Annotated in this window: 24 protein-coding genes; 10 read left to right on the forward strand and 14 right to left on the reverse strand. The window is 71.6% G+C overall.

Translation table 11 applies throughout. From position 1 onward, the window contains the following. Positions 1-5 precede the first annotated feature (5 nt). Positions 6-1,259 carry a sensor histidine kinase gene (locus tag ACRAS8_RS16840; protein WP_438490510.1) on the forward strand — a complete coding sequence of 418 codons (1,254 nt, stop codon included), beginning with the start codon at positions 6-8 and terminating at the stop codon, positions 1,257-1,259. A 4-nt stretch (positions 1,260-1,263) separates the two neighbouring features. Beyond that, complete coding sequence (locus tag ACRAS8_RS16845) at positions 1,264-1,920, forward strand: response regulator (RefSeq protein ID WP_438486853.1); 657 nt, start codon at positions 1,264-1,266, stop codon at positions 1,918-1,920. 9 nt (positions 1,921-1,929) lie between these two features. Here ACRAS8_RS16845 and ACRAS8_RS16850 read toward each other — a convergent pair whose 3' ends face one another. After that, on the reverse strand, positions 1,930-2,442 hold the full coding sequence (locus ACRAS8_RS16850) for a DUF4232 domain-containing protein (RefSeq protein ID WP_438486854.1): 513 nt from the start codon (positions 2,440-2,442) through the stop codon (positions 1,930-1,932). Positions 2,443-2,618: 176 nt separating this feature from the next. Continuing rightward, a complete protein-coding gene (locus ACRAS8_RS16855; RefSeq protein ID WP_438486855.1) occupies positions 2,619-3,338 on the reverse strand; it encodes a TetR/AcrR family transcriptional regulator in 720 nt (239 codons plus the stop codon). A gap of 140 nt (positions 3,339-3,478) precedes the next feature. Between ACRAS8_RS16855 and ACRAS8_RS16860 the strand changes: the two genes are divergently transcribed. Next, positions 3,479-4,561 (forward strand): alpha/beta fold hydrolase, encoded by a 1,083-nt coding sequence (locus tag ACRAS8_RS16860; RefSeq protein ID WP_438486856.1) that lies wholly within the window; start codon positions 3,479-3,481, stop codon positions 4,559-4,561. Between the two features lie 31 nt (positions 4,562-4,592). Here ACRAS8_RS16860 and ACRAS8_RS16865 read toward each other — a convergent pair whose 3' ends face one another. Beyond that, a complete protein-coding gene (locus ACRAS8_RS16865; RefSeq protein WP_438486857.1) occupies positions 4,593-5,387 on the reverse strand; it encodes an Fpg/Nei family DNA glycosylase in 795 nt (264 codons plus the stop codon). 155 nt (positions 5,388-5,542) lie between these two features. On the opposite strand from ACRAS8_RS16865, the gene ACRAS8_RS16870 reads away from it, so the two are divergent. Both ACRAS8_RS16870 and ACRAS8_RS16875 read left to right on the forward strand, forming a co-directional pair. Continuing rightward, positions 5,543-6,331: a GntR family transcriptional regulator gene (locus tag ACRAS8_RS16870; RefSeq protein WP_438486858.1), complete on the forward strand. Its 789-nt coding sequence runs from the start codon at positions 5,543-5,545 to the stop codon at positions 6,329-6,331. Between the two features lie 3 nt (positions 6,332-6,334). After that, the gene (locus ACRAS8_RS16875) at positions 6,335-7,138 is read left to right on the forward strand and encodes a glycosyltransferase family 2 protein (protein ID WP_438486859.1); all 804 of its coding nucleotides are present in this window, start codon (positions 6,335-6,337) and stop codon (positions 7,136-7,138) included. Here ACRAS8_RS16875 and ACRAS8_RS16880 read toward each other — a convergent pair. Continuing rightward, positions 7,110-8,426, reverse strand: a complete 1,317-nt coding sequence (locus ACRAS8_RS16880) for an amidohydrolase family protein (protein ID WP_438486860.1) — start codon at positions 8,424-8,426, stop codon at positions 7,110-7,112. The two genes, ACRAS8_RS16875 and ACRAS8_RS16880, sit on opposite strands and share 29 nt — an antisense overlap. Positions 8,427-8,607: 181 nt before the next feature. Between ACRAS8_RS16880 and ACRAS8_RS16885 the strand changes: the two genes are divergently transcribed. Further along, positions 8,608-9,057 (forward strand): DoxX family membrane protein, encoded by a 450-nt coding sequence (locus ACRAS8_RS16885; RefSeq protein WP_438486861.1) that lies wholly within the window; start codon positions 8,608-8,610, stop codon positions 9,055-9,057. Between the two features lie 42 nt (positions 9,058-9,099). Here ACRAS8_RS16885 and ACRAS8_RS16890 read toward each other — a convergent pair whose 3' ends face one another. Then, positions 9,100-9,579: a nitroreductase family deazaflavin-dependent oxidoreductase gene (locus tag ACRAS8_RS16890; RefSeq protein WP_438486862.1), complete on the reverse strand. Its 480-nt coding sequence runs from the start codon at positions 9,577-9,579 to the stop codon at positions 9,100-9,102. Positions 9,580-9,728: 149 nt separating this feature from the next. On the opposite strand from ACRAS8_RS16890, the gene ACRAS8_RS16895 reads away from it, so the two are divergent. Beyond that, a complete protein-coding gene (locus ACRAS8_RS16895; protein WP_438486863.1) occupies positions 9,729-10,439 on the forward strand; it encodes a TetR/AcrR family transcriptional regulator in 711 nt (236 codons plus the stop codon). A 55-nt stretch (positions 10,440-10,494) separates the two neighbouring features. Here the strand turns inward: ACRAS8_RS16895 and ACRAS8_RS16900 are convergent, their stop codons facing one another. From ACRAS8_RS16900 to ACRAS8_RS16930, 7 genes are all read right to left on the reverse strand, one after another. Then, a complete protein-coding gene (locus tag ACRAS8_RS16900; RefSeq protein ID WP_438486864.1) occupies positions 10,495-12,237 on the reverse strand; it encodes an ABC transporter ATP-binding protein in 1,743 nt (580 codons plus the stop codon). Positions 12,238-12,254: 17 nt separating this feature from the next. Next, complete coding sequence (locus tag ACRAS8_RS16905) at positions 12,255-12,407, reverse strand: hypothetical protein (RefSeq protein ID WP_438486865.1); 153 nt, start codon at positions 12,405-12,407, stop codon at positions 12,255-12,257. A gap of 232 nt (positions 12,408-12,639) precedes the next feature. Further along, positions 12,640-12,834: a hypothetical protein gene (locus tag ACRAS8_RS16910; protein ID WP_438486866.1), complete on the reverse strand. Its 195-nt coding sequence runs from the start codon at positions 12,832-12,834 to the stop codon at positions 12,640-12,642. Between the two features lie 355 nt (positions 12,835-13,189). Next, entirely contained in the window at positions 13,190-15,742 is a 2,553-nt protein-coding gene (locus ACRAS8_RS16915; RefSeq protein ID WP_438486867.1) for a SpoIIE family protein phosphatase, read from the reverse strand. 312 nt (positions 15,743-16,054) lie between these two features. Beyond that, positions 16,055-18,328, reverse strand: coding sequence for a terpene synthase family protein (locus tag ACRAS8_RS16920; protein ID WP_438490511.1), 2,274 nt, complete (start codon positions 18,326-18,328; stop codon positions 16,055-16,057). 330 nt (positions 18,329-18,658) lie between these two features. Continuing rightward, the gene (locus ACRAS8_RS16925) at positions 18,659-19,513 is read right to left on the reverse strand and encodes an ATP-grasp domain-containing protein (protein WP_438486868.1); all 855 of its coding nucleotides are present in this window, start codon (positions 19,511-19,513) and stop codon (positions 18,659-18,661) included. Beyond that, a complete protein-coding gene (locus tag ACRAS8_RS16930; protein ID WP_438486869.1) occupies positions 19,510-20,484 on the reverse strand; it encodes an ATP-grasp domain-containing protein in 975 nt (324 codons plus the stop codon). The genes ACRAS8_RS16925 and ACRAS8_RS16930 overlap by 4 nt, the downstream gene beginning before the upstream one ends. A 443-nt stretch (positions 20,485-20,927) precedes the next feature. Between ACRAS8_RS16930 and ACRAS8_RS16935 the strand changes: the two genes are divergently transcribed. The 3 genes from ACRAS8_RS16935 to rocD all read left to right on the forward strand — a co-directional run bounded on the left by ACRAS8_RS16935 (position 20,928) and on the right by rocD (position 23,784). Continuing rightward, complete coding sequence (locus ACRAS8_RS16935; protein WP_438486870.1) at positions 20,928-21,485, forward strand: Lrp/AsnC family transcriptional regulator; 558 nt, start codon at positions 20,928-20,930, stop codon at positions 21,483-21,485. 137 nt (positions 21,486-21,622) lie between these two features. Beyond that, positions 21,623-22,552 carry a dimethylargininase gene (gene ddaH / locus ACRAS8_RS16940; RefSeq protein ID WP_438486871.1) on the forward strand — a complete coding sequence of 310 codons (930 nt, stop codon included), beginning with the start codon at positions 21,623-21,625 and terminating at the stop codon, positions 22,550-22,552. Continuing rightward, on the forward strand, positions 22,549-23,784 hold the full coding sequence (gene rocD / locus ACRAS8_RS16945; protein WP_438486872.1) for an ornithine--oxo-acid transaminase: 1,236 nt from the start codon (positions 22,549-22,551) through the stop codon (positions 23,782-23,784). The genes ddaH and rocD overlap by 4 nt, the downstream gene beginning before the upstream one ends. On the opposite strand, the gene ACRAS8_RS16950 is transcribed toward rocD, so the two are convergent. Both ACRAS8_RS16950 and ACRAS8_RS16955 read right to left on the reverse strand, forming a co-directional pair. Continuing rightward, positions 23,781-24,005 carry a DUF397 domain-containing protein gene (locus ACRAS8_RS16950; RefSeq protein ID WP_438486873.1) on the reverse strand — a complete coding sequence of 75 codons (225 nt, stop codon included), beginning with the start codon at positions 24,003-24,005 and terminating at the stop codon, positions 23,781-23,783. The two genes, rocD and ACRAS8_RS16950, sit on opposite strands and share 4 nt — an antisense overlap. Then, positions 23,998-24,792, reverse strand: coding sequence for a helix-turn-helix domain-containing protein (locus ACRAS8_RS16955; RefSeq protein ID WP_438486874.1), 795 nt, complete (start codon positions 24,790-24,792; stop codon positions 23,998-24,000). The genes ACRAS8_RS16950 and ACRAS8_RS16955 overlap by 8 nt, the downstream gene beginning before the upstream one ends. Positions 24,793-24,845 lie beyond the last annotated feature (53 nt).

Genomic DNA, 24,845 nt, shown 5'->3' on the forward strand with positions numbered 1-24,845 from the left:
CCGCCATGATCCGTTGGTCGAGGGCCGAACGCAGCCTGGACTCCCGGCGCCCCGACCCCCTCGGCGGCCCGGCCCCCGGCCACCCCGCCGACCCGTTCCGGGCCCGGACCCTGCGCCGGTGGAACGCGGTCTGCTGGGTCCTGTTCGGCGCGCTCTTCGCCGGTCTCACCCTGACCGGGAGCCAGGGCGGGCAGACGTACGCGGCGGTGGCTCTGCTGGGCTGTGTGACGCTCAGCTACGCGGTCCTCCACCGCTTCCCCGCCAACCCCGTCCTGCGCCCGTACACCTATCTGTCGGTGCTGGTCCTGGCGCTCGGCGGGTGCGCGTACTTCTGGAGCGGCTATGCGGCGCTGTTCATCGTGACGCTGCCGCACTTCTGGCTGTTCGGCCGGACGGTACGGGCCTCGCTGGCCTTCACCGGGCTCGCCACCGTCTCCACGCTGACCGGGAGCTGGCTGCGGAAGGGCTGGAGCGCGGAGTTCCTCGGTTCCACGCTCGTCTCCACGCTCATCGTGGTCGCCGCCAGCATCCTGATCGGGCTGTGGATCCACTCGGTCGTCGAGCAGAGCGGTGAACGCGCCCGGCTGATCGAGGAGTTGGAGCGGACCCAGGCCCGGCTGTCCGAGGCGCACCAGCGCCAGGGCGCCGCCGACGAGCGCGAGCGGATGGCGCGGGAGATCCACGACACCCTCGCGCAGGGCTTCGCGTCCATCATCGTCCTGGCCGAGGCGGCCCGGGCGGGACTGGCCACCGATCCGGACCGGAGCACCCAGCAGCTGCGGTCGATCGAGAGCACGGCGCGCGAGAACCTCGCCGAGGCGCGCGAGCTGGTCGGCTCCGGGCAGCGGAGCCGGGTGGCCGCGGGCTCGGTGGCGCACACGCTGCGCCGGACCCTGGACCGGTTCGGGGAGGACACCGGGCTCACCGTCGACGCGGAACTGGCCGACCCGGAGTGCGACCAGCGGACCAGGATCGCGTTGCTGCGCTGTCTGCAGGAGTCGCTGGCCAATGTCCGTAAGCACGCGGCGGCTTCCACGGTGAGCGTGGTGCTGGCGCGCCGGCCGTTCGGCGTCGAGCTGGAAATCACCGATGACGGGCGGGGGTTCGTGGTCGGGGAGGCACCGGGGTTCGGCCTCGACGGGATGCGCAAGCGCCTCGCCGAGCTGGGCGGGCAGCTCACCGTCACCAGCTCGGTCGGCGACGGTACCCGTGTGCTCGCGATGATTCCCACGGAGCCGACTCCCAGGAACGGAAGGTGACGGCATGACCGGCGAAACGACCCGCCGAACGCTTCGCGTCATCGTGGTCGACGACCATACGGTGATGCGCGCCGGCGTCATCGCCCTGCTCGCCGCCGAACCGGGCATCGAGATCGTCGGCGAGGCGGCCGACGGCCGCGCGGCACTCGAACTCGTCGACCACCACACCCCCGACGTCGCCCTGGTCGACCTGCGCATGCCGGTACTCGACGGGGTCGCGACCACGACCGAGATCGTCGCCCGGCACCCGCGGACCCGGGTGCTGATCCTGACGACCTACGACACGGACGCCGACATCGAGCGCGGGGTCGAGGCCGGTGCCATCGGATACCTGCTCAAGGACACCACCCGCGAGCAACTGGCCGACGCCATCCGGGCGGCGGCCCGCGGTGAGACGGTGCTCGCCCCGCGGGTGGCCGAGAGACTCGTCGCCAAGATGCGCCGGCCCGCACCGGTGCCGCTCACCGCCCGGGAGGCCGAAGTGCTGAACGCGGTCGCCGACGGGCTCACCAACGCCGAGATCGGCAGGCGGCTCGTCATCGCCGAGGCCACCGTGAAGACCCATCTGCTGCGGCTCTTCGCCAAGCTCGACGTCGACGACCGCACCCGCGCGGTGGTCGTCGCCCTGGAACGCGGCCTCCTGCACCGCACGCCCGGGTAGCCGGCCGTTTCACGGTTTGAGGGACTTGCCGAGGGCGCCGACGTAGTTGCCGGGATGCGTCGCGGACTGTTGCCGGGTGACCGGTCCCCAGTCCCAATTGAGGCTGGCCGAATGCCTGTTACCGGGCAGGGTGATATCTACCTTGTCGGGCTTGATGGCGTATTTCAGTTCGTCCTTGCTGATCGCGCTGAGGAAGACGATGGTGAACGTCGTGTGGGTGCCCGGGGCGATCGTGACCGTCTCCGGCTTGGTCCGGGGGGTTTCCCGCAAGCTCTCGGTGTCGTGTCCCGCCTTGGCCTTGAGAGTGACCTTCGGATAGCCGCGGAGCGTGCACGACGTGTTGCCCTTGTTGTGCACGCGGACAATGGCGGTGTCCTGATTGCCGGTACCGCCTTTCTTCGCGGTGCCGCCGGCCCAGGACAGCATGAGGTCCTGGACGGAGCAGGTGTGCGGTGCGGCGGCCGGGGTTCCGGCGTGCGGCGTGCCGACCGCGGGCAGGGCGAGGACCGCCGCGGCGGTCACGACTCCGAGGTGACGGTGTTGGCAGAGCATGGTTCACCTCCGATGGCCTGGCGTACCGGGGCAGCCAGGCGACCTTCAACGGATGCGCAGCTCATGTGCGCGACGGGCGAACCGTACGGCCTCCCACCAGCCTCCTCCGGTCCCCGGGATTTCGCATCCGGGCCCAACACCCTTGATCAACTCTGGTCGATGAGGGTCTGGACGCCATCGAGGATGCGGTCGAGGCCGAACTCCAGGGGGTCGGTGGTGTCGGGGGCGAAGGCGCCCGCGGCGATGGCGCGGGTCAGCGTGGGGAAGCGGTCGGCATGCCGGTCGAGCAGTTCGCCGGTGAGGTGGTTCCACTCCCGGCTGTGCTCCTCGTCGAAGTCGAGCAACTGCTGGACATGGGTGCGCACGAAGCCGGCGACGAGAACGAAGACCCGGTGCTGCCGGCCGGCCGTGAGGCCGGTGGGCTCCAGCGCCGCGAACGCCGCGTCCAGCCAGGCGAGTTGGTTCGGCCCCATGACCTGGCGGCGCATCGCGGTGGCCGCCAGCAGCCAGGGGTGGGACCGATGGACGCGCTCGGACCGGCGGGCCCATTCGACGATCCGTGGCCGCCAGCCACTGCCTGCCGCCGACAGATCGGGCGCCTCGGCGAGGACCGACTCGACCATCAACTCGACCAGTTCGGCCTTGCCCGGGACATAGCGGTACAGCGCCATCGCCGACACACCGAACTCGGCGGCGACCTTGCTCATGGAGACGGCCGCCAGACCCTCGGCGTCGGCGAGGGCCACGGCGGCCTCGGCGATCCGCCGGGGGGTCAGGCTCGGCTTGGGACCGCGGGTCGGCTGCCCCTGCTCCCCCCACAGCAGCGCGATGCTCGCGCGCAGGTCACGTGCCTTCTCCTTGGCCATGCAGCCCTCCCTCTCGACGGCGGTCGGCCGTGCCGGGCCGGCGGACCGTTGACACCGGCACCGTTGACGCCGACATCAACTGTATATACCGTAAACGATATCGAAAACTGCTGACGCCATAAACAGTTGGGGGAACCGCCATGCTCACCGCCCTTCTCACTGCCTCCGCCGCCGCCCTGGCCGCGCCCGTCGCCGGCCTGCTGGGCTACCGTCAGGCCAAGCGCGCCGCGCACGCCAAGCGGCTGCTCATCACCACCCCGAACGGCATCGACGAGTCCGGGTTCGTCCGCATCGGCGGTATCGACCAGTGGGTCTCCGTCCGCGGGGAGGACCGGCGCAACCCCGTGATCCTGGAGATCCTGGGCGGCCCCGGTGCGTCCAACCTGATCTTCATCCCCCGCACCCGCGACTGGGAGCGGCACTTCACGATCGTGCGCTGGGACATGCGCGGGGCCGGCAACACCTTCGCCGCCACCGGCCCCGCCGGCCAGGGCGAGATGAGCCTGGACCGGCTCCACCGCGACGCCCTGGAGGTCACCGAGCACGTCCGCGCCCGGCTCGGCGCCGAGAAGGTCCTGCTGGTCGCCAACTCCTTCGGCACCGTCCTCGGCCTGCGCCTGGCCCGCAACCACCCCGAGCTGTACTCCGCCTATGTCGGCACCGACCAGAACATCGTCGCCGGCGGGCGCGAACACTCCGCCTACCACGCACTCGTGGCACGCCTCCGGCAGGCGGACAAGAAGAAGGAGCTGGCCGCCGTCCTCGCCATGGGTGCCGACAAGTCGGCATGGAGTGTCGAGCAGCAGTCGCGGTACAACAAGCTCGTCCTCACCACCGACCCGCTGTCCTACGACACCATGAAGACCGTGGTGATCCGCTCACTGTGGTTCTCGCCGCTGCACACCCTGCGTGGCCTGCGCGCCTATCTGAAGGCCATGACCTTCTCCGAGCCGCTCGCGCGCCAAGCCGTCACGATCGACGAGTGGGCCGAAGGCACCACGTTCCCACTCCCCTTCTTCGTCTTCCAGGGCGACGGCGACGTCCTCACCCCGCCCGAGCCGGCCCGCCGGTTCTTCGACGACGTGACCGCCCCCGTGAAGGACTTCGCACTCATCCGGAACGCCGGCCACTTCGCGTCCTTCCGCCACCCCGACCAGTTCCTCGACCTGATGCTCACCAAGGTCCGGCCGGCCCTCACCGCCAGCGAGCCACTCGCCCGGTGACACGTCGCCCGGCACCCGCGGACCGACGGCTTCAGTCCGCGTCCGGCTGGCATCGGGGGCACCAGACCGTGCCGCGGCCGGACATGCGGGTGCGGCGCAGCGGGTGGCCGCAGCGCGGGCAGTGCGGGTCGGGGTCGTCGCGGCGGCCGGTGAGCCAGGAGTCGCGGGGCGGGACGCGGCCGGCGGTCACCGAGGAACGCAGGGTGCGGCGCATGTGGGTGTGGAGGTCGCGAAGGTCGGCCTCGGTGAGGTCGCCGGCCCGTGTGGCGGGGTGCAGCCGTGCGCGCCACAGGATCTCGTCGGCGAGCAGGTTGCCGAGTCCGGCCAGGACCGACTGGTCGGTGAGGGCGGTCTTGATCCTGCCGCGGCGCGACGAGAGCGCGGCCTGGAACTCCTTCCGTTCCACCGTCATCGCGTCGGGGCCCTGGCGGTCCAGCATCCGCTCGACCTGGGAGTCGTCATCGGCCAGCCAGAGGCCCTGGAGCTTGCGCTGGTCGCGGAAACGGAGCTGGCGGCCGCCGCTCACGGTGAACAGGACGCGGTCATGGGCCCCGGTCTCGTCGTCGGGGTGGGCACAGACCAGTTGTCCGGTCATGCCGAAGTGCAGCAGGAGGGTGGGGCCGTCGGAGGCGGTGCGGGCGAGGAGCCATTTGCCGTGCCGCCGCGGGGCGGCGAAGCGCCGGCCCTCCAGCGCGTCCCGCAGCCGCCGGACGCTCGTACCGTGCAGCACGCCCGCGTCACGTACGTCGACACGGCGGATCACCCTGCCCTTGACGCAGGATTCCAGCACCCTCCGGAACCCTTCGACGTCCGGCAGCTCGGGCATGGCGGCCTCCTCGGTGCGGTGTCGTCGCCGGTCGTCGGCGGCCTTTGCGTCGCCGGTCTCATGTCGCCGGTCTCCTTCAGTTTGAGGTCGTAGCCTGGCCGGGGAGCCGGTGGAACGCGGAACGGTGCGCGGTAAACGGTGGACGGTGAGCGGTGATGGCAGCGGCGTACGAGCGGATCGCGGACGAGCTTCGCGCGGCCATCCGCGCGGGGCGACCGGCGCCCGGTGAACGTCTGCCGGCCGAGACGGAGCTCGCCGAGCGGTTCGGCCGGAGCGTGCCGACCGTCCGGGAGGCGCTCCGCGCGCTGCGGGACGAGGGCCTGATCGAGCGGCGGCGCGGCATCGGCACCTTCGTCCGCCGCCCGCGCACCCTCGCCCGGCGCAGCAACCTCCGCCACCAGTGGGAGAAGGACCGGGCCCGCGCGCCCCGGGAGCAGCGCGCGCGGGCCGGGGCGACCGAGCACGACACCGGCCTGGAGTCCGGGGAACTCGTCTTCCACGCCCGTTACCGCGAGTGCGCGGCCGACGCGGACCTGGCCGGGATCTTCGGCGTCCCCGAGGGCACCGTGCTCCTCGAACGCGCCTACCGCACGCGGTGCGCCGCCGAGAGCGCCCCCTTCAGCCTGGTGACCTCGTACCTCGTCCGCGAGATGGTCGCGGGGAATCCCGAGCTGCTGGACGCGGCCAAGGAGCCGTGGCCCGGGGGCTCGCAGAGCCAGCTCCATTCCGTCGGCATCGAGCTGGACCGGGTCGAGGAGCGGGTCACCGCCCGTCCGCCGACGCATGAGGAGGCCGAGGAGCTGGAGCTGCCGCCCGGCACGTCCGTGCTGGTGCTGCGCAAGATCTCCTACGACACCGACGGCCGCGCCGTGGACGTCGCCGATCTCGTCCTGCCCGGCGACCGCACGGAGCTGCGGTTCACAACTCCCCTGGAAAGGTGGTGAGCCGTGCGCCGGCGCATCCTCGTCGTCACGGCCGTCCATGCCCCCTCCGCGCGATTCCTGCCGGAGGCGTACGCGTCGCTCTGCCGGCAGGAGCTGCCCGACGGGTGGGAGTGGCACTGGGCCGTCCAGGAGGACGGCAGGAGCGCGGAGGTCGCTCCGTACCTTCCGGAGGACGACCCGCGGGTGACGTTCGGCCAGGGACGGCCCGGCGGACCGGCTGTCGCCCGCAACATCGCCCTCGCGCAGACAGCGGGCGAGGCGGACGAGTACGAGCACGAGTACGTCAAAGTCCTGGACGCCGACGACCAGTTGGCGCCCGGTGCGCTCGCCCGCGACCTGGCCGCCCTCGAAGGCGACCCCGGCATCGGCTGGGCGGCCTCACGCGTCCTCGACCTGCTGCCGGACGGCTCCACCGTCGGTTTCGCCGGGGAACCGGAGAACGGACCGATCGAGTGCGGCGCCATCCTGGACTACTGGGCGGCGCACGACTTCTCTGCGCAGGTCCACCCCGCGTCCCTCTTCGCCCGCCGCGCTCTGCTGCTGGCCCTGGGGGGCTGGATGGCCCTGCCGGCCTCCGAGGACACCGGGCTGCTGCTGGCGCTGAACGCCACCAGCCGTGGCTGGTTCTCCTCGGAGGTGGGGCTCCTCTACCGGAAGTGGCCCGGCCAGTTGACCGGTCAGGCGTCGCACCTCGAAGCCGCCGAGCGCGCCGCCCGTATGGCGGTCATCGAGGCCCGGGCCCGCGCGCTGGCCCGCTTCCGGTGGAGCTACCCGGCCGTTACCCGGCCGCGGAGGGATGACGGGTGACGGGTGACCGGGTGACGCGTGACGTCCGCTCGCGGTCGAAGGGCAGGTCCAGCATGCGGATGGCGTTTCCGCGGAGCAGTTTGTAGGCAATGTCGGCGGGGAGATGGCCGACGTGGTCGGCGGCCACGTCCTTGGTGTGCGGCCAGGTCGAGTCGACGTGCGGGTAGTCCGTCTCGAAGGTCGCGTTGTCGACGCCCACCGTCCCGATCGCCTCGATGCCGTGCTTGTCGCGGAAGAAGCAGCAGAAGATCTGGCGGTAGTAGTACGTCGACGGCGGCTCGGGAATCAGGCCCTTCACCCCGCCCCACGCCCGGTGCTCCTCCCAGACGTCGTCGGCCCGCTCCAGGGCGTACGGAATCCAGCCCATCTGGCCCTCGCTGTAGGCGAGTTTCAGCCGGGGGAACTTCACCAGTACCCCGCTGAAGAGGAAGTCCATCATCGAGGCCATCGCGTTGTTGAAGCTCAGCGACGCCTGGACGGCCGGCGGGGCGTCCGGGGAGGCCGCCGGCATCTGCGACGACGATCCGATGTGCATGTTCACCACTGTCCCGGTCTCCTCGCAGGCCGCGAAGAACGGGTCCCAGTAGCCGGAGTGGATGGACGGCAGGCCCAGGTAGGTGGGGATCTCGCTGAAGGTGACCGCCCGGACGCCGCGCGCGGCATTGCGCCTGATCTCGGCCACGGCGAGATCGATGTCCCACAGGGGGATCAGGCACAGCGGGATCAGCCGGCCGCCGCTGTCGCCGCACCACTCCTCCACCATCCAGTCGTTGTAGGCCCGGACGCAGGCCAGCCCGACCTCCTTGTCGTCGGCCTCGGCGAAGGTCTGGCCGCAGAACCGCGGGAAGGTCGGGAAGCAGAGCGACGCCTCGACGTGGTTGACGTCCATGTCCGCCAGGCGGGCCTTGGGGTCCCAGCAGCCGCGCCGCATCTGGTCCCGGGTGATGCCGTCGAGCGTCATCTCGTCGCGGGAGAAGCCGACGGCCGCGATGATGCGCTTGTACGGGAAGAGCCGGCCCTCGTACTCCCACCAGTCGGTGATCTGGCCCTCAGGGTCGGTGGTGAAGCGGTACTTCCCGCCGACGTAAGCCAGTTCACCGATGCCGGCGGTGAGCGGTTTCGGGCCGCGGTCCCGGTACTTCCGCGGGAGCCAGGTCTCGAAGAGGTGGGCCGGCTCGATCACGTGGTCGTCCACGCTGATGATCCGCGGAAGCTCCGCCGTTCCACCGTTGCCGCCATTGCCGCCATTGCCGCCATTGCCGCCATTGCCGCCATTGCCGCTGGTCATGGTCTACCCCCACTGCCGCTTGCGGAGATCTGACGCCCCGTCAGTTCGGAGGTTAGGAGTTCACCCTCGCAACCACAAGGGACATCGGGAAACTCGACCCCTTGCGCTCTCCGGCACCTTCGGCTGAACTGACGGGCCATCAGATAGGGCTGACTGTCGCCGAACGAGAGGGGCGGTTCGCATGCGGACGATCTGGCTCAACGGTGCCGAATGGCTCGCGGTGCTCCGTATCGGCCTCGGCCTGTGGTGGCTGGAGAGCTGGCGCCACAAGGACAAGAAGAGCTGGTTCGCCGGCGGCGGCATCACCTGGGCGGCGGGCATCGCGGCCGAACACCGCTGGCCCGCGGTCCGGAAGGGCTTCGACCGCATCGTCCGGCCCCGCCCACGGCTGATGGCCTACGTCGTCGCCTACGCGGAACTGGCGCTCGGGCTCGGCCTGATCGTCGGGCTGCTGACACCCGTCGCCCTGGCCGCGGGCCTGCTGCTCAACCTCATCTACCTGGTGCTGATGATCCACGACTGGGGCGAGCAGGGGCAGAACCTGATGATGGCGCTGATCTCCGCGACCGGGCTCTTCACCATGTGCTGGCAGGACTGGTCGCTGGACAGGGTCCTGGGGCTGTTTGTTTAGCGGCGGCGGGAGCCGGGGGAGACAAGGGACTCCGGGGAGGCGTCAGTTGGTGAGGGTGATGCGGAAGACCGGGTGCTTGTGCGCGATGCGCAACAGGGCCTCGTCGGAGGAATCCGGGCCGACCCCGTCGAAGAAGGCGCCGACCTCCGCCTTCCAGCGCTTGAGGTAGGCGCGCAGCAACTCGGGCTTCTCGGCGTCCGGGACCTCGACGGCGGTGAACACCTGCGCCGTCCGCCCCAGGCGGAGTTCGCCGCCGCCCGCCGCGCGCATGTTGTGGGTCCACTGGACGTGACCGCGCGCCGCGACGAGGTACTGCCGGCCGTCCACGGTGAGCGGGTTCACCGGGGTACGGCGCCACTCGCCGCTCTTGCGGCCGCGAACCGCCAACTCCTGGGAGCCGAAGACGCTGATGCCGCGCCGGGTGAACCAGGCGACGAGCCGGTTCATCACGTGGACGGTCACCCAGCCCGGCTTGACGACGTGCGTCCGGGTGGCCGCATGCTTGCTGGTTTCCGCGTTCATGGGGAGCCTCCGGTGGCGACAGGGCAGAAGGACAGGAAACGCAAGAGCAGTGCTCTCGATACGGATCAGTGTGCACGCGATTGACCGCCGAAGCAAGAGCAGTGCTCTCGATATTGGTCAGTGCTTCTGCGGCTGGCAGACTGGAGCGTATGAGCGCCATCCAGGGAGCGCGGGAACGCGCACGCAGGGAAGTCACCGCGGCCATCAAGGACGAGGCCCGCCGTCAGCTCGCCACCGAGGGGGCGGCCAAGCTGTCGCTACGGGCCGTCGCCCGCGAACTCGGGATGGTTTCCTCCGCGCTGTACCGGTACTTCCCCAGCCGCGACGACCTGCTCACGGCGCTGATCATCGACGCCTACGACGCCGTGGGCGAGGCGGCCGAGCGCGCCCTCGCCAAGGCCGGCGCCGCGCCCGTCGCCCGGTGGACGGCGATCTGCCACGCGGTCCGCCGCTGGGCGCTCGCGCATCCGCACGAGTACGCGCTGATCTACGGATCGCCCGTTCCCGGCTACGCCGCGCCCCAGGACACCACCGCCGCCGCGGCCCGCGTCGGACTCGCGCTGATCGCGGTGGTCGAGGACGCCCGTCCAATCGGCGACACCCCGGTATCGGCGCCGGCCGGCCCGCCGCTCCCGCAGGAGGTCCTGGACGACGCCGAGCGGCTCCGCAAGACGCTCGATGTGCGGCTGCCCGCGCCCGTCCTGGCGGAGGCCGCCGCGGCCTGGGCCGAGCTCTTCGGGCTGGTGAGCTTCGAGGTCTTCGGCCAGTTCAACCGGGTGATCGAGGCCCGCGAGGCGTTCTTCGAGCACGCCGTCACCCGGCTCGCCCGGAGTGTCGGCCTCGGGGACGGCGAGGGGTAGCCGCCGCACCACGCCCGTACGCCGCACGTTGCACGAGTCCCGGCACCGCGCGCCCTCAGCTTCCTCGGCCCTCGAACAGCTCCGCGTACAAGCCGCCCCGGGCGAGGAGTTCGGGGTGGGTGCCCGATTCGGCGAGGCGGCCCTCGTCGAGGACGAGGATGTGGTCGGCGGTGGCGGCGAGATCGAGATCGTGGGTGATCACGAGGGTGGTGCGGCCGGCGGCGAGGCGGTGGAGGGGGCCGAGGATGCGCTGCGCGGCGAGGGTGTCGAGGCCGGTGGTGGGCTCGTCGAGGATGAGGACCGGGGCATCGCGGAGCATCGCGCGGGCGATGGCGACCCGTTGCAGCTGGCCGCCGGAGAGGGCGGCGGTGGAGGGGGCGATGACCGTGTCGTAGCCGTCCGGGAGGGCGGTGATGAAGGAGTGGGCGTCGGCGGCCTGGGCGGCCAGTACGACCTCGCGGTGGGTGGGGACGGGATGCTCGCGGCCGCAGGCGATGTTCTCGGCGATGGTGTCGTGGAGGACGAGGGTCTGCTGCGGGAGCAGGGTGATGTTGCGGCGCAGGTCGGCGAGGGAGAGACGGTCGACCGGGATGCCGTCGAGGCGGATGGTGCCGGCGTCCGGGTCGTAGAAGCGCAGCAGGAGGGCGGCGAGGGTGGACTTGCCGGCGCCGCTGGGGCCGGTGACGACGAGGAACGCGCCGGAGTGCGCGGTGAAGGAGAGCGCGGCCAGGGCGTGCTGGTCGGGGGCGGCGTTGGGGTAGCGGAAGGTGACGCCGTGCACGGTGAGTTCGCCGCGGGCGCGGTGCGGGAACGGTGTGGTGCGGGAGGGGGGCGGGTCGGTGACGGCGGGGCGGGCGTCGAGGATCTCCAGCAGGCGGTCGGCGGCGGCGGTGGCCGCGGTGGCGGTCAGTCCGAGCTGGCCCAGGGAGCGGATGGGCGGGTAGAGGTAGCCGATGAAGGCGGCGAAGGCGAGAAGCTGGCCGAGGGTCATCCGGCCGGCCGAGATCTCCCAGGCGCCGAGGCCGATGATGGCCAGCACGCAGAGGGTCTCCAGCACCTCGACGAGCTGCACGTAGAGGGCGTTGAGGCGGGCGCTGACGACGGAGGCGCGCAGCCAGCGGAGGGCCACCCCGCTCAGGCGGGCCTCCTCGTCGCGCTGGCGGTTGTACGCCTGGGTGAGGACGACGTTGACCAGCGTCTCCTCGACGACGGAGGTGAGGGCGCCGTCAGCCGCCCGCAGCCGGCGGGAGACCACGCGCAGCCGGCCGGTGAAACGGCGGGTCGCGGCGTAGAAGACCGGGGCGGCGACGAAAGTGGCCAGCGCCAGTTCCCAGCGCAGCCAGAGCGCGGCGGCGCCGTAGAAGAGCACGCTGAACAGGGCCGTGCAGGCGCTCACCAGGCCGCTGACCACGAGGCGTTCGATGGCGTCGACGTCGCCGGTCAGTCGTTCCACGAGGTCGCCGCGGCGGTTGCGCTGGAAGAAGTGCGGCGGGAGGGTCTGGAGGTGGATGAAGACGCGGGCCCGCAGGCGCAGCAGGAAGCGTTCCGCGGTCCAGGCCGCGAGGGAGCTGCCCAGGTAGCCCACCACCGCGCCGGTGACCGCGACGGCGAGCCAGGTGCCGGCCGGGTCCCAGAAGGCGCTGACCGAGCCCCTGGCGAGGGCCTGGTCGGTGAGTTGGGCGAAGAGCAGGATGGTGACCGTTTCGGCGAGGGCCGCGATGACCGCGAGCACCCCCACCAGCAGCATCCAGCGGCGGTCGCCCCGGGTCAGGGGCCAGAAGCGGTGGAACGCCTCCACGGGCCCGACGTGGCGGGTCAGGATGGGGGCGTCGGTGGCGAGTTGGGGGCGGTTCGGCTGCGGGTGCGATTGCCGTTGCGGTTGCGGTTGCGGTTGCGGTTGCGGTTGCGGTTGCGGTTGCGGTCCAGGGTGCGGCTCTGGTGCCGGCCCGGCCGATTCCGGGACGGCATACGGGCGTTCTCTACGCAGATCCATGGTCGCCACGTGCGGTGCGGGCCGTTGAAGAGCGAGGACGGCAGCCCACGAGGCCGGCTCGCGTCACACTCGCGAGCCCGCCTCGGGCTGCTCATCAGGCCCGTGCGCCCGAATCACATGTCTGTTGATCGTCAGTGGTCGCCAATGGTCGTCAGCTGCCGTTCACGGCCCATGAAAAGGGCCGACGGCGCGACAACACCGTGGCCACTACTTGATGAAGAAGCCGAAGCCACGGCCGCCACCGCGTCCACCGAATCCGAAGAATCCGTAGTCGCCGCGTCCGTAGCCACGTCCGTAACCGCGTCCGTAGTCGTCGTCGTAGTCCCAGTCACCACCGTGGCCGTGACCGTGGCCACCACCGCCGCACGAACGGTTGCGGGGGAAGAATGCCTTGAAGGTCATCTTCGCCTCCAGAGAATCGGGCTTCGCCGCGGCCTGCCCGGACCGTGCTCTGTATGGCGATTCGGCGCGTTCCCGTCGGGGCGTTCCCTGCGGTCCGTTCCGGCTGAACGTTCCGGCCGCGACACCACCGACCCTACGACTCACCCTCCATCCCAACAAGGGCATTGTGTGAAAATTCAGGCAAAACGAGAAAGTCACCGTGGGTGGAATGACGGTCGCTCATGGTCACTTGAGCCGCCATGAGCATCGGCAGCCATGAGCATCGGCAATGTCATCGACGATGCCATCGGCAACGTCATCCGCCCCCCGAGGTGTTTCACGTGAAACACCCACCTTCTCCATCGAGTTGACGACATCAGGTTGGCGAATGAACCACTGTTTCACGTGAAACACCCGCCGCTTCACGGGAGTTGCGACCCTCCCCCTCCCCCTGCTGTCCCTGCTCCGCCCAGATGATCTTCCCGTTGGCCGTGTAGCGGGTGCCCCAGCGGCGGGTGAGCTGGGCGACGATCAGCAGCCCGCGGCCGCCCTCGTCCGTGGTGCGGGCGTGCCGCAGATGCGGGGCGGTGCTTCCGGTGTCGGAGACCTCGCAGATCAGGGCGGCGTCCTGGCGGATCAGACGCAGGGTGATCGGGCCGCTGCCGTGCCGTATGGCGTTGGTGACGAGTTCGCTGACGACCAGCTCCGTGGTGAACCGCAGCGCCTCCAGCCCCCACGCCGACAGCTGCCGCCCGACGAGGTTGCGGGCGCCGGCGACCGCGGCCGGATCGGTGGCCAGGTCCCAGGAGGCGACCTGGCCGGCGTCCAGGGCGTGCGTCCGGGCCAGCAGCAGCGCGGCGTCGTCGGACGGCGGGCCGGTCAGCAGCGCCGAGACGACGTTTCCGCCGATCTCCTGGAGCGTCGTGCCGGGCTCGGCCAGGGCGCGGCTCAGCCGGGCCATGCCCACCCCGATGTCCCGGTCGGCGGTCTCCACAAGGCCGTTGGTGTAGAGCGCCAGCAGACTGCCCTCGGCCAGCTCCAGTTCGACCGCTTCGAAGGGCAGCGCGCCCAGGCCGAGCGGCGGCCCGGCGGGCAGGTCCGGGAACTGCACGGTGCCGTCCGGGGCGAGCACGGCGGGCGGCAGATGGCCGGCGCGGGCCATCGTGCAGACCCGGCTGACCGGGTCGTACACCGCGTACAGACACGTGGCGCCCATGAACCCGGCGGAGGAGGCGGCCGCGCCCTCCTCGCCGCCCGCGCCGCCGTCCCGGCGGGTCTCCATCAGCCCGATCACCAAATCGTCGAGGCGGGCGAGGAGTTCGTCCGGCGGCAGGTCCAGGTTGGCCAGCGTGCGGACCGCGGTGCGCAGCCGGCCCATGGTGGCCGCGGCGTCGATGCCGTGCCCGACGACGTCCCCGACGACCAGCGCCACCCGCGCCCCGGACAGCGGGATCACATCGAACCAGTCGCCGCCCACCCCACTCGGGGCGTCCGCCGGGAAGTACCACGACGCCACGTCCAGCGCCGCGCCGCCGGCCAGCGCGTGCGGCAGCAGGTTGCGCTGCATCAGCCGGGCCGCGGTGCGCTCGCGGGTGAAGCGCCGCGCGTTGTCCAGGCACACCGCGGCGCGGGCGACCAGCTCCTCGGCGAGCCGCACATCGTCCGCCCCGAAGGGCCCCAGCCGCCGGGACCGGACGAAGGTCGCCGCGCCGAGCGTGATGCCGCGGGCCCGCACCGGAGCCACCATCACCGACCGGTACCCGAACCTCCGCACCACCTCGGCCCGCCGCGGGTCCTCGGCCACCCAGGTGCTGTCGGCGCTCAGCAGCCGTTCCACCACCGGCTCCCCGGAGAGCAGGCAGCGCGCGACCGCCGACCACGGCGCCCGCCGGACCGCCTCGCCCACCTCCAGGGCGGCCTCCGGGCACCCCTCGTGGACCGACCGCTGTCCGGCCCGCCGCATCGTCGGTGTGCTGTCGACCGGCCCGGGGACGGGCTCCTCGCCGCGCAGTACGGAGTCCAGCAGATCGACCGCCACGAAGTCGGCCAGCGGCGGCACCGCCACGTCGGCCAGTTCCTGCGCGGTCCGGGTCACGTCGAGGGTGCTGCCGATCCGGGCGCTGGCGTCGTTCAGCAGCGCCAGCCCTTCCTGGGCCCGCCAGCGCTCGGTGACGTCGATGACCATGTACCAGATCCCCACGCCGCCACCGTGCGGGCCGGCCAGCCGGAAGAACGACGCCGAGTAGGCCCGCTCCTGGGTGGGATCGGCGTAGGTGGGGCTGCGGAACTCGTAGTCCATCACCGGCGTGCCGGTCGCCAGCACCCGCGTCATCCGCTCCTCGAACGCCTCGGCCTCCAGTCGCGGCAGCACCTCGCCCACGGTGCGGCCCAGCCGCCGCTCCAGCGGGATCAGGTGCTCCAGTACGGCGTTCACCCAGACGTAGCGCAGGTCGGTGTCCAGTACGGCCAGGCCGACCGGGGCATGCGCCAGAAACGGCTCCAGCATCAGCTGGTTCACCCCGCCGCCCGGGACCCGCCACTCCTTCAGCGCGACGACCGACCACCGCCCGGCGTCGGCCGTGCCGCCGCCCGCCGCGGTGATCACCGGCGCCACCTGCACCGCGAGCTGGATCGCGGACCCGTCCCGGTGCCGGGCCGCCACCGACCCGCTCCACCCGTCCCCCGCCCAGCGCGCCACCGCCGCCACCCGCGCCGCGTCCCCCGGCACGGCCAGCAGCTCCACGGCGGCGCGTCCCAGGACCTCCGCGGCCGGGTACCCCAGCAGCCGCTCGGCGGCCGGCGTCCAGGAGATCACCACGCCGCGCCCGTCCAACTCGGCGGCGGCTGCGCCGGCGATGTCGCAGACCCGGCCCGGTCCCTCGCCCGGCCCGCCGCCCGGCCGCTCCGGCCGGTCATTCCCCGCGGTCATCGGCCGGTCATTCTCCGAGGTCATCACGTCGCCAGTCCGTTGCAGCCGGTTTTCTCCGGTCTCTGCGGTCTCTCCGGTCTCTCCGGGGCGCTGCCGCCGCCGCGCGGGCGCGGGCGCCGCAGCGGACGATCCACCGGTGTCCGGTGTCTGGTGTCCGGTGTCCCCGGCGGCGTCCCGGCGGTATCGAAAGCGCCCGTATTGCCTCCATTTTAGAATCAATCCGGCATTCGGGATCAGTCCTCATCGGCCCCGACTGACCGGACTCAACTCGTCGGACTCGACTCACCGGACTCGGCTCACCGGTCCGGCCCGCTACCCGCCCGCTTCCACTCCCGCTCCCGCCCCCCGCACCCCCGCCAGCCGTGCCAGCCGTGCCGCCGACGTGCCCAGCCCGCTCGGGCCCAGGGACCAGCCGGGCGTGCCGGGCCGGTGGCGGAAGTACTCGGCGCGGTAGCGACGGCACTCGCGGTGCCAGGTGAGGAGGCCGGCGAGCCAGTTCTCCAGTTGCCCGACGTAGCCGTCGAGCGTCGCGCGGGCTTCGGCGGAGAGCCCGAAGTCGTCATAGACGACCGGGAGTTGAGTGGCCGCGATGTACTGGAACTCGCGCATGCGGGAGGTCATCAGGTCGTGCACGATGGCCAGCGCGGACGGGTGGTCGCAGGCGAAGAAGTTCTGGACGACGAGGATGCCGTTGTGGACCTCGCCCTCGTACTCGATCTCCTTCCCGTACGAGAAGACGTCGTTGAGCAGGCAGGCGTAGTCGGCGGCGGCGTTCTCCAAGGAGCGCATCGGGCCGCTGCGGTAGATCTCCGGTGGCACCCGGCGGCCGTGACCGAGCCGGCACCGGCTCATGGTGAGCTCGGAGCCGGAGGTGGCGCGGCGCATCTCGATGTAGTCGACCGGGTCCGGGATGCGGTGCAGCACCGTGTTGTCCAGCTCCCAGAGCCAGCCGGCCGTCATCGTCTCGACGGTGGCCTTGAAGGCGCGCCGCGCGTCGACGGTCAGCGGCCCGGCGGTACGGGACCAGAGGTCGGCGAGGCCGCGTTCGAGGGCGTTTGCCGGTGCGGGGGCCGGTGCGGGAGCCGGGTCGGACCCCTCGACGGGCATCCGGTGCTCCTCGACGGACATCAGGGCGGAGAGCCGCTTGGTGGCGGCCATGGCGCCGGCGACATCGCGGGTCCGGCCGAAGACCGCGGGGTAGTAGTCGTCGGCGTAGGTGCCCCAGGCCAGCCACTGGGTGTCGAGGTCGAGCGCGTCGGGGGTGGCGTCGGGGTGCCGGCCGGCCGCGCGGAGGGCCGGGTCGAAACGATTCAGCGCGTCCTCGTCCCAGATGCCGGAGAACGGCACGCCGGGCTGCGGCCGGAGCAGGCCCATCCGGTGCGCCCAGGTGACGACGTTGCACCGGGACGTCTCCAGGTGGGGGCTGAGGGTGGTGGTGAACGGCATGGGGAAGTCGGGGAGTTGGGAGGGCCCGACCTTCTGGTGGGGACCGGCGTTCTGGTGGGGACAGATCTTCTGGTGAGGGGTGCGGGTGCGGCGGAGCCGCTGACCGGCGGCGGCGCGGAGGGCGGCCGCCAGGTCAGCGGCTCCGCCGCCGTTCCTCTCGCCCGCCCCACCGCCGTTCATGTAGCGGCTGGAGCGCAGGTGCCACTCGTGGCCCCCGGACTGCCAGTCCTGCAGGCCCTTTGCGTACGCGAGGACGGCGGCGCAGCCGGCCGGGTCCAGGCCCCGGTCGGCGAAGAGCGTCGGCAGTTCGGTCAGGACGGTGTCCTCGAACTGCTGCAACCGCGAGGTGATCAGTTCATTGACCGCGTCCGCGGCCTCCTGGGTGGTGCAGTCCAGAAACGTCTCCAGCACCAGGACGCCGTTGCTCAGCTCCCCCTCGTCCTCGGTCTCGCGCTGGTACGAGAAGAGGTCGTTCCGCAGGTGGACGCCGTCGGAGAAGGTGTCCTTGAGGACGCGCAGAGGGCGGGAGCCGGCGACCGCCGCCGGGACCTCGGCACCGGTCGCGTACTCCACCAGCCCCGCGGACCAGGGGGCGCCGCCCACCTTCCGGCGCATCTCGATGTACTCGACGGGGTTCGGGACGCGGTTGATGTTGATGTTGGAGAGTTCCCAGAGAGACTCGTTCAGCAGGTGTTCGGTGCTCTCGGCGAACCGGCGGCGCCAGTCCGGCGACATCGACGGCACGGTCCGCGCCCACAGGTCGGCCAGCCCCGCCTCGACCTGGTTGGTCGGCTCCGGGACGGGCGCGTCCGGATCCATCGGCATGAACGCCGGCAGCCGGTCGAGATACGCCTTGCCGCCCTCCCGGTCCAGGGTGCGTTTGAACCTCTCCAGGAAGTGGTCGTCGAAGAAGAAGACCCAGACGTACCAGTCGGTGACGAGGTTGAGCGCCTCCGCCGAGCACTCCGGGTGGGTGTAGGCACACAGCAGGGCGTAGTCATGGGCGTCGAGATCCCGCTGCTCCCAGATGCCGGAACCTTCCAGCATGTTCATCTCCCGCGCCCACCGCCTGGAGTGCGCCCGGGCGGCCTCCAGGTGCGGGTTCAGCCGGGCCGGGTGCGGCAGGTAGAAGTGCGGCAGGGTGAACGGCTGCCTCTTGGACGCTGTGGGCTGCGCCGCGGTTCGCGACGACGCGGTCCGTGCTGCGCTCTGCGATGACGTGGTCTGCGACTGTGAATGCGTCACCGTTGGTGGCCTCTCCCGATACCGATGCCCCTCCGTACGAACGGTGTGTACGGAAGGAGGGCGCGCCGAGGCACCCCCTTGACGGGCGCAGCACTACCCCGGCGGCCGCCGCCGTAGGCTCCTCCGGTCACGCCCACGCCGAACTGGCACTCTTTCGGGTTGAGTTGGGAGGGTAGGGCCGCGAGGCGTGCGACTCCTGGGCTATGCGGAACCGCTCCTGGACTGCTATGCGGAGCCGCTCGCGGCCCGGCGCAGTGCCAGCTCCGCCAGCGCCTCCGGGGCGCCCACTTGGCCGCGAACGCCCGGGAAGGCGTTGATGTCGACGATCAACGGGACTCCGGCGCCGGCGTGCAGCACGTCCACGCCGTACACCTCCAGGCCGAAGACCTCGCCGACGTGCAGCGCGCCCTCGATCCAGGCGGCGGGCGGCAGCGGCAGGTTCGGGCCGCGGCCGCCGGGCGCCAGCTCGGAGCGGCGGCGGGCGGCGAACGGCTGGCCGCCGACGATCCACAGCTTGTGGTCCCAGCCGCTGTTGGCGGTGAACTCCTGGACGATCACGGGCTCTTCGCGCCAGTGCCGGTTTGCCGCCAGTGCCGCCAGCTCGGCGGCGCTGTCGACGCGCGCCACGAGGTCGTCCCGGCGGCTGTGGCGGCTCTTGAGGACGAGCGGGAAGCGGAGGTCCGGCGCGGCGGCCGCCAGCGCGCCGACCGTCGCCGTCCGCAGCGTCTCCGCGAACGGCAGCCCGGCGGCGCGAGCCAGCTCGGCCATCGCGACCCGGTCCTGGCAACGGGCGGTGGCCGCAGCCGAGTTGACGACCGGCGCGCCCTGCGCCTCCAGGCGGGCGGCGAGGGTAAGCGCGTCGGGCGTCCGCGCCTTGAGCAGATAGACGTCGGCGAGCGGCCCGGGGGTGTCCTCGCCCTCCGGGCCGGGGTCGAGCCGGTCGGGGCCGCCCGGGCAGCCGGGCAGCGTCCCCCCGTCCGGACCGACGAACGCCACCCGGTGGCCGGCTCCGCGCAGCACCTCCGCCGTCGCCGACAGCAGCGGATGGCCCGGATCCGCGCTGATGACCCCGACCCTCATCGCACGCCCCCGACCGCCTCGGCCGCCGCCCACGGCTCGGCCCGACGCCCGATGAGGGGCACGGTCGGCGCCGATGCGTGAGCGCTGCCGTGGCGGGCCAGCCGCAGCACCGCCGCGGAGACCCGGGCGACCGCGTCCGGCACCTTCCGGAAGCTCGGGAAGTCGTTGATGTCGACCACCACCGGTCCGTCCGGCCCCAGCAGCACATCGACCCCGTACAGGTCGAGGCCGAAGACCGTACCGACCTCGGCGGCGATCCGGGCGACCTCGACCGGCAGCGGAACCTGCCGTTCCGTCACGGGCTGCCCGGGGTGCAGCGGGGAGCGGCGCTCGGTCGCGTAGAGGTCGCCGGCGACGCAGTAGACCTTCAGGTCGATCCCGGAGTTGGGGACGTACGGCTGCGCGATCAGCATGCCGCCGGCCTCCGTGCCGCCGCCCGACTCCGCGCCACCGTCCACCGCCACGCCGCCGGGCGGCGCCTCGACCGCCCAGGAGGCCGGCTTCCCGGACCCCAGCTGCTCGGGTCGTTCCACCAGCCGCACCGCGCGCCCCGAACTGCCGTCGGCCGGCTTCACCACCAGCGGGAACTCCGCCTCGGGCAGCTCCGCGAACTCCTCGGCCCGCATCGCCGCGTACGTCATGGGCACCGGCAGCCCACCGGCCCGCGCGATCACCGCGGCAAGTGCCTTGTCCCGAACGCCCCGTATGGCCCGTACGTCGTTCACCGTGGTCAGTCCGGTGGTCGCGGCGGCCTCCAGCAGGGTCAGCCCCGGCCCGCCGGAAACGGTCTTGAGCACCCAGGCGTCATGCCGGCCGTCGGCCACCGCCCCGGACAACTCGGACATCCGGATCAGCGAGCGGCCCGGCCAGAGGATGTCCACCCGGTGCCCCCAGGCGCGGAGTTGGGCGATCACGTCCCGTGGCATGCCGTCGTGGCGGTACTGCTCCTCCACCAGGAAGCAGAGTCTCATCGATGCACCCTTGTATCGCCGCACGTCCACCCGTATCGCCAACCGCCCGCCACAGTTGGCGGACGTCTCCCCGTCTCCCCGTGTCGCCGTACGCACACCGTCCGCCCGGCGGAAACATGACGCACCAGGATCGCATGCGGTGATCGAACGGTCGGCCGTGGCATCGGCCGGCGTCCCGGATGTCGTGTTCCGCCTTCGGCGGAGGGGTTAATGGGGCGGGGGCCGCCGCTGTGTGTGGTGGGTGACGGGTGCGGGGAGGTCAGGCGTGCTCACGGCCGACCCGCGCTGCTGGCTGGAGAGCCACCACAGGCAGGGCGCCCTGCCCAACAAACCACCCTCCGCCGGCCCCTGGCTCCCGGCCGGCCCCGTTACCGTGACTGCACCCCACGCCCCGGGGGAGGCAGAAGACACGCCCCAGGGGGAGAGGAAGAAAGGGCCGCACCATGAGCACCAAGTCCGCGCCGTTCGACGAGCTGGACCGCAAGATCGTCGCCGCGCTGATCGAGAACGGCCGGGCCAGTTTCGCCGAGATCGGCTCGGCCATCGGCCTCTCCCCCACCGCCGTCAAACGTCGGGTGGACCGCCTCCGCGACAACGACGTCATCACCGGTTTCTCCGCCACCGTCCGCCCCGCCGCCCTCGGCTGGCTCACCGAGGCGTACGTGGAGGTCTACTGCGACAGCGCCGCCCCGCCCCGGCGACTGGCCGAGGTCGTCCGCAACCACCCCGAGATCGCCGCCGCGATGACCGTCACCGGCGGCGCCGACGCCCTGCTGCACGTCCGCGCCACGGACGTCGGGCACTTCGAGGAGGTCCTCGAACGCATCCGGACGGAACCGTTCATCCGGAAGACGATCAGCTACATGGTGCTCTCGCACCTCCTCCCCGACAGCCCCGAGGCCGGCGCCCGCGGCCGCCCCTCCGACCGCGCCGGCAGCCGCCCCTCCGACGGCGCCCGGAACCGCCCCCAGCCGCGACCGCACGCAGCAAACCAGCGCTAGCCGGGCCACACAAGCAGCATTCCTGCGCACCCTCGCAGCATTCCTTTCTTGTGACCGGAATCCGCCGCTCCCTACCGTGGATGCCCCAGGTGACGATCGCTAACAGGCCGTCACAGCAGGAAGCGGAGGCCCTTTCTGTGCCCATCACCCAGCCCGGCGGCGCGCCCCTGACCGACGCGCGCCGCACCGCCCGCGCCCGGCGCTATCTCGCCTGCCGGCCCACGCACTTCGCGGTCGAGTACGCCATCAACCCCTGGATGCGCGAGGACGCCGAGGTCGACACCGCCCGCGCCCTCCAGCAGTGGGAAAACCTGGTCCGCGCCTACCGCGACCACGGCCACACCGTCGAGACCATCCAGCCGGTAGCCGGCCTCCCCGACATGGTCTTCGCCGCCAACTCCGCCGTCGTCGTGGGCGGCCGTGCCTTCGGCTCGCTCTTCCACGCCCCGCAGCGCCGCCCGGAGTCCCGGGAGTACGAGATCTGGTTCAAGGCCGCCGGCTACGACCTCTACCGGCCCGAGTCGTCCTGCGAGGGCGAGGGCGACCTCGCCCCCGTCGGCCGCTACCTCCTCGCCGGCACCGGCTTCCGCACCACCCGCGACGCACACGCCGAGGTCCAGGAGTTCTTCGGCCGCCCGGTGATCAGCCTCCAGCTGACCGACCCGTACTTCTACCACCTGGACACCGCCCTCTTCGTCCTCGACGACGGCCTCCCGACCGCCACGGGGAGCGGCGCCACCGAGGGGCTCAGCACCGGCGACAGCTCCGACGGCGGAACGGCCCCGCCGCCCCCCAACATCGCCTACTACCCCGAAGCCTTCACCCCCGGCAGCCGCGAAGCGCTCCGCCACCTCTTCCCCGACGCCGTCCTCGCCACCCGCGACGACGCCCTGGCCTTCGGCCTCAACTCGGTCTCCGACGGCCGCCACGTCTTCATCGCACCCCAGGCCACACAGCTCATCGAGCAGCTCACCGCCCGTGGCTACGTCCCCGTCCCCGTCGACCTCTCCGAGTTCCACAAGGCCGGCGGCGGCATCAAGTGCTGCACCCAGGAGCTCCGCCCATGACGACCGCGCCCACCGAAAACCGCACCGCTACGCCTCGTTCCTCCGCCTCCCTCATCAAAGCCGAGGCCCCGGTCCTGGCCCACAACTACCACCCCCTCCCCGTCGTCATCTCCCGCGCCGAGGGCGTCTGGGTCGAGGACGTCGAGGGCCGCCGCTACCTCGACATGCTGGCCGGCTACTCCGCGCTCAATTTCGGCCACCGGCACCCGGCCCTCATCGAGGCCGCCCACCGCCAGTTGGACGCCCTCACTCTCACCTCCCGCGCCTTCCACCACGACCGCCTCGGGGACTTCGCCGCCGCGCTCGCCGACCTCACCGGCCTGGACATGGTCCTCCCGATGAACACCGGCGCCGAGGCCGTCGAAAGCGGCATCAAGCTCGCCCGCAAATGGGCCTACGAGGTCAAGGGCGTCCCCGCCGACCAGGCCACCATCGTCGTCGCCGGCGGCAACTTCCACGGCCGCACCACGACCATCATCAGCTTCTCCGACGACGAAGAGGCCCGCGCCGGCTTCGGCCCCTACACTCCCGGCTTCCGCACCGTCCCCTACAACGACCTCCCCGCCCTCGAAGCCGCCATCGACGACACCACCGCCGCCGTCCTCATCGAGCCCATCCAGGGCGAGGCCGGCGTCCTCATCCCCGACGACGGCTATCTCACCGGCGTCCGCGCCGCCACCACCCGCGCCAACTGCCTCCTCATCGCCGACGAAATCCAGTCCGGCCTCGGCCGCACCGGCACCACTCTCGCCGTCGAACACGAGCGGGTCGTCCCCGACGTCATCCTCCTCGGCAAGGCCCTGGGCGGCGGCATCATCCCCGTCTCCGCCGTCGTCGCCCGCCGCGAGGTCATGTCCGTCCTCGGCCCCGGCCAACACGGCTCCACCTTCGGCGGCAACCCCCTGGCCGCGGCCGTCGGTTCAGCGGTGATCGACCTCCTCGCCACCGGCGAGTACCAGTCCCGCGCCACCGACCTGGGCAAGGTCCTGCACTCCGGCCTCAGCGACCTCCTCGGCAAGGGCGTCACCGCCTTCCGCACCCGCGGCCTCTGGGCCGGCGTCGACATCGACCCCACCCTCGGCACCGGCCGCACCATCAGCGAACGCCTCATGTACGAGGGCGTATTGGTCAAGGACACCCACGGCTCCACCATCCGCCTGGCCCCACCCCTGACCATCACGGAGCGCGAACTGAAGTCGGCCCTCAGCGCCTTGGGCCGGGTCCTCGCCTAACGCCCCCCGAACGCCCCACCCTTAACGGCGCCCACGAACGCACTCCAGGCCCCCGCCGGGACGACAACCGCCGGCCCGTGCGGGGCCTTGGAGTCCCGGACGGGTATGCCGTGGGGGTAACCGTCCAGGACCTCGATGCAGCTGCCGTTTTCGGACCCGCTGTAGGAGGACTTACGCCAACCGCTCATCGAGGCAGCGTTCCGGATGGTGTGCTCAGTCATGGTGCCCGTATTCCTTCGCTGTCGCTCTCATGAGGGCAAGTGACTCCCCCATCGGCAGGGCCTCGCCCATGGTGAGAGCGTAGGCGCCCTGCAGCCGCTCGACCAGGGCTGGCGAATCGTGCACCTTGCCGACCGACTGGCCCTCGGAATAGGCCACCGGGGGCTGGTCCTCGAACCACATCAGAGACAGCATCCCTTGCAGCAGCGGATATGCGCCCCGACCCAACGGCAAGACGTGCACCCGCACTCGCTCCGCCTCGGCCAAGCTCACGATGTGCATGATCTGGTCCGCCATGACCGTCGGGCCGCCGATCGGGCGGCGCAGCACCGCTTCGTCAAGCAGCGCCCACACCGCGGGCGTTACCGGATCCGCCAGGACCTTCGCGCGATCAAGGCGAGTGACGACGTGTTTGTCACGCTCCTCGTCACTCCAGCGAGGGTATGCCGCCCCGAGAACTGCACGCGCATACCTTCCCGTCTGCAAGATGCCGGGCACATGCGACAGCGCGTACTCCCGGATAACCGTCGCCTGCCGCTCAAGCTGCCGCGCCGCCTCGAAGTAGTCGACAACCTCCGTGTCACCCTGCGGCAGAAAGCTGCTGAGCACGTTTCCCGTGTTCAGCGCGTTGTCCAGCCGCCGCGCGTCCTCCTTTGACGGGACCCGCCTCCCCGCCTCGATGTGTGCGATATGCGAACGAGTCATGATCGCATCGTCCGCCAACTGCTGCTGCGTCAGGCCCGCCAGCTCCCGTTGCTGCCGCAGCCACTCTCCGTACGTGTTGCCCATGCGTGCACACCCCTCGTGACGAAGCTCAAGACACACCCTCTGTACTTCCGAGG

The sequence above is a fragment of the Streptomyces sp. S186 genome (assembly GCF_051603415.1).
Lineage (GTDB): Bacteria > Actinomycetota > Actinomycetes > Streptomycetales > Streptomycetaceae > Streptomyces.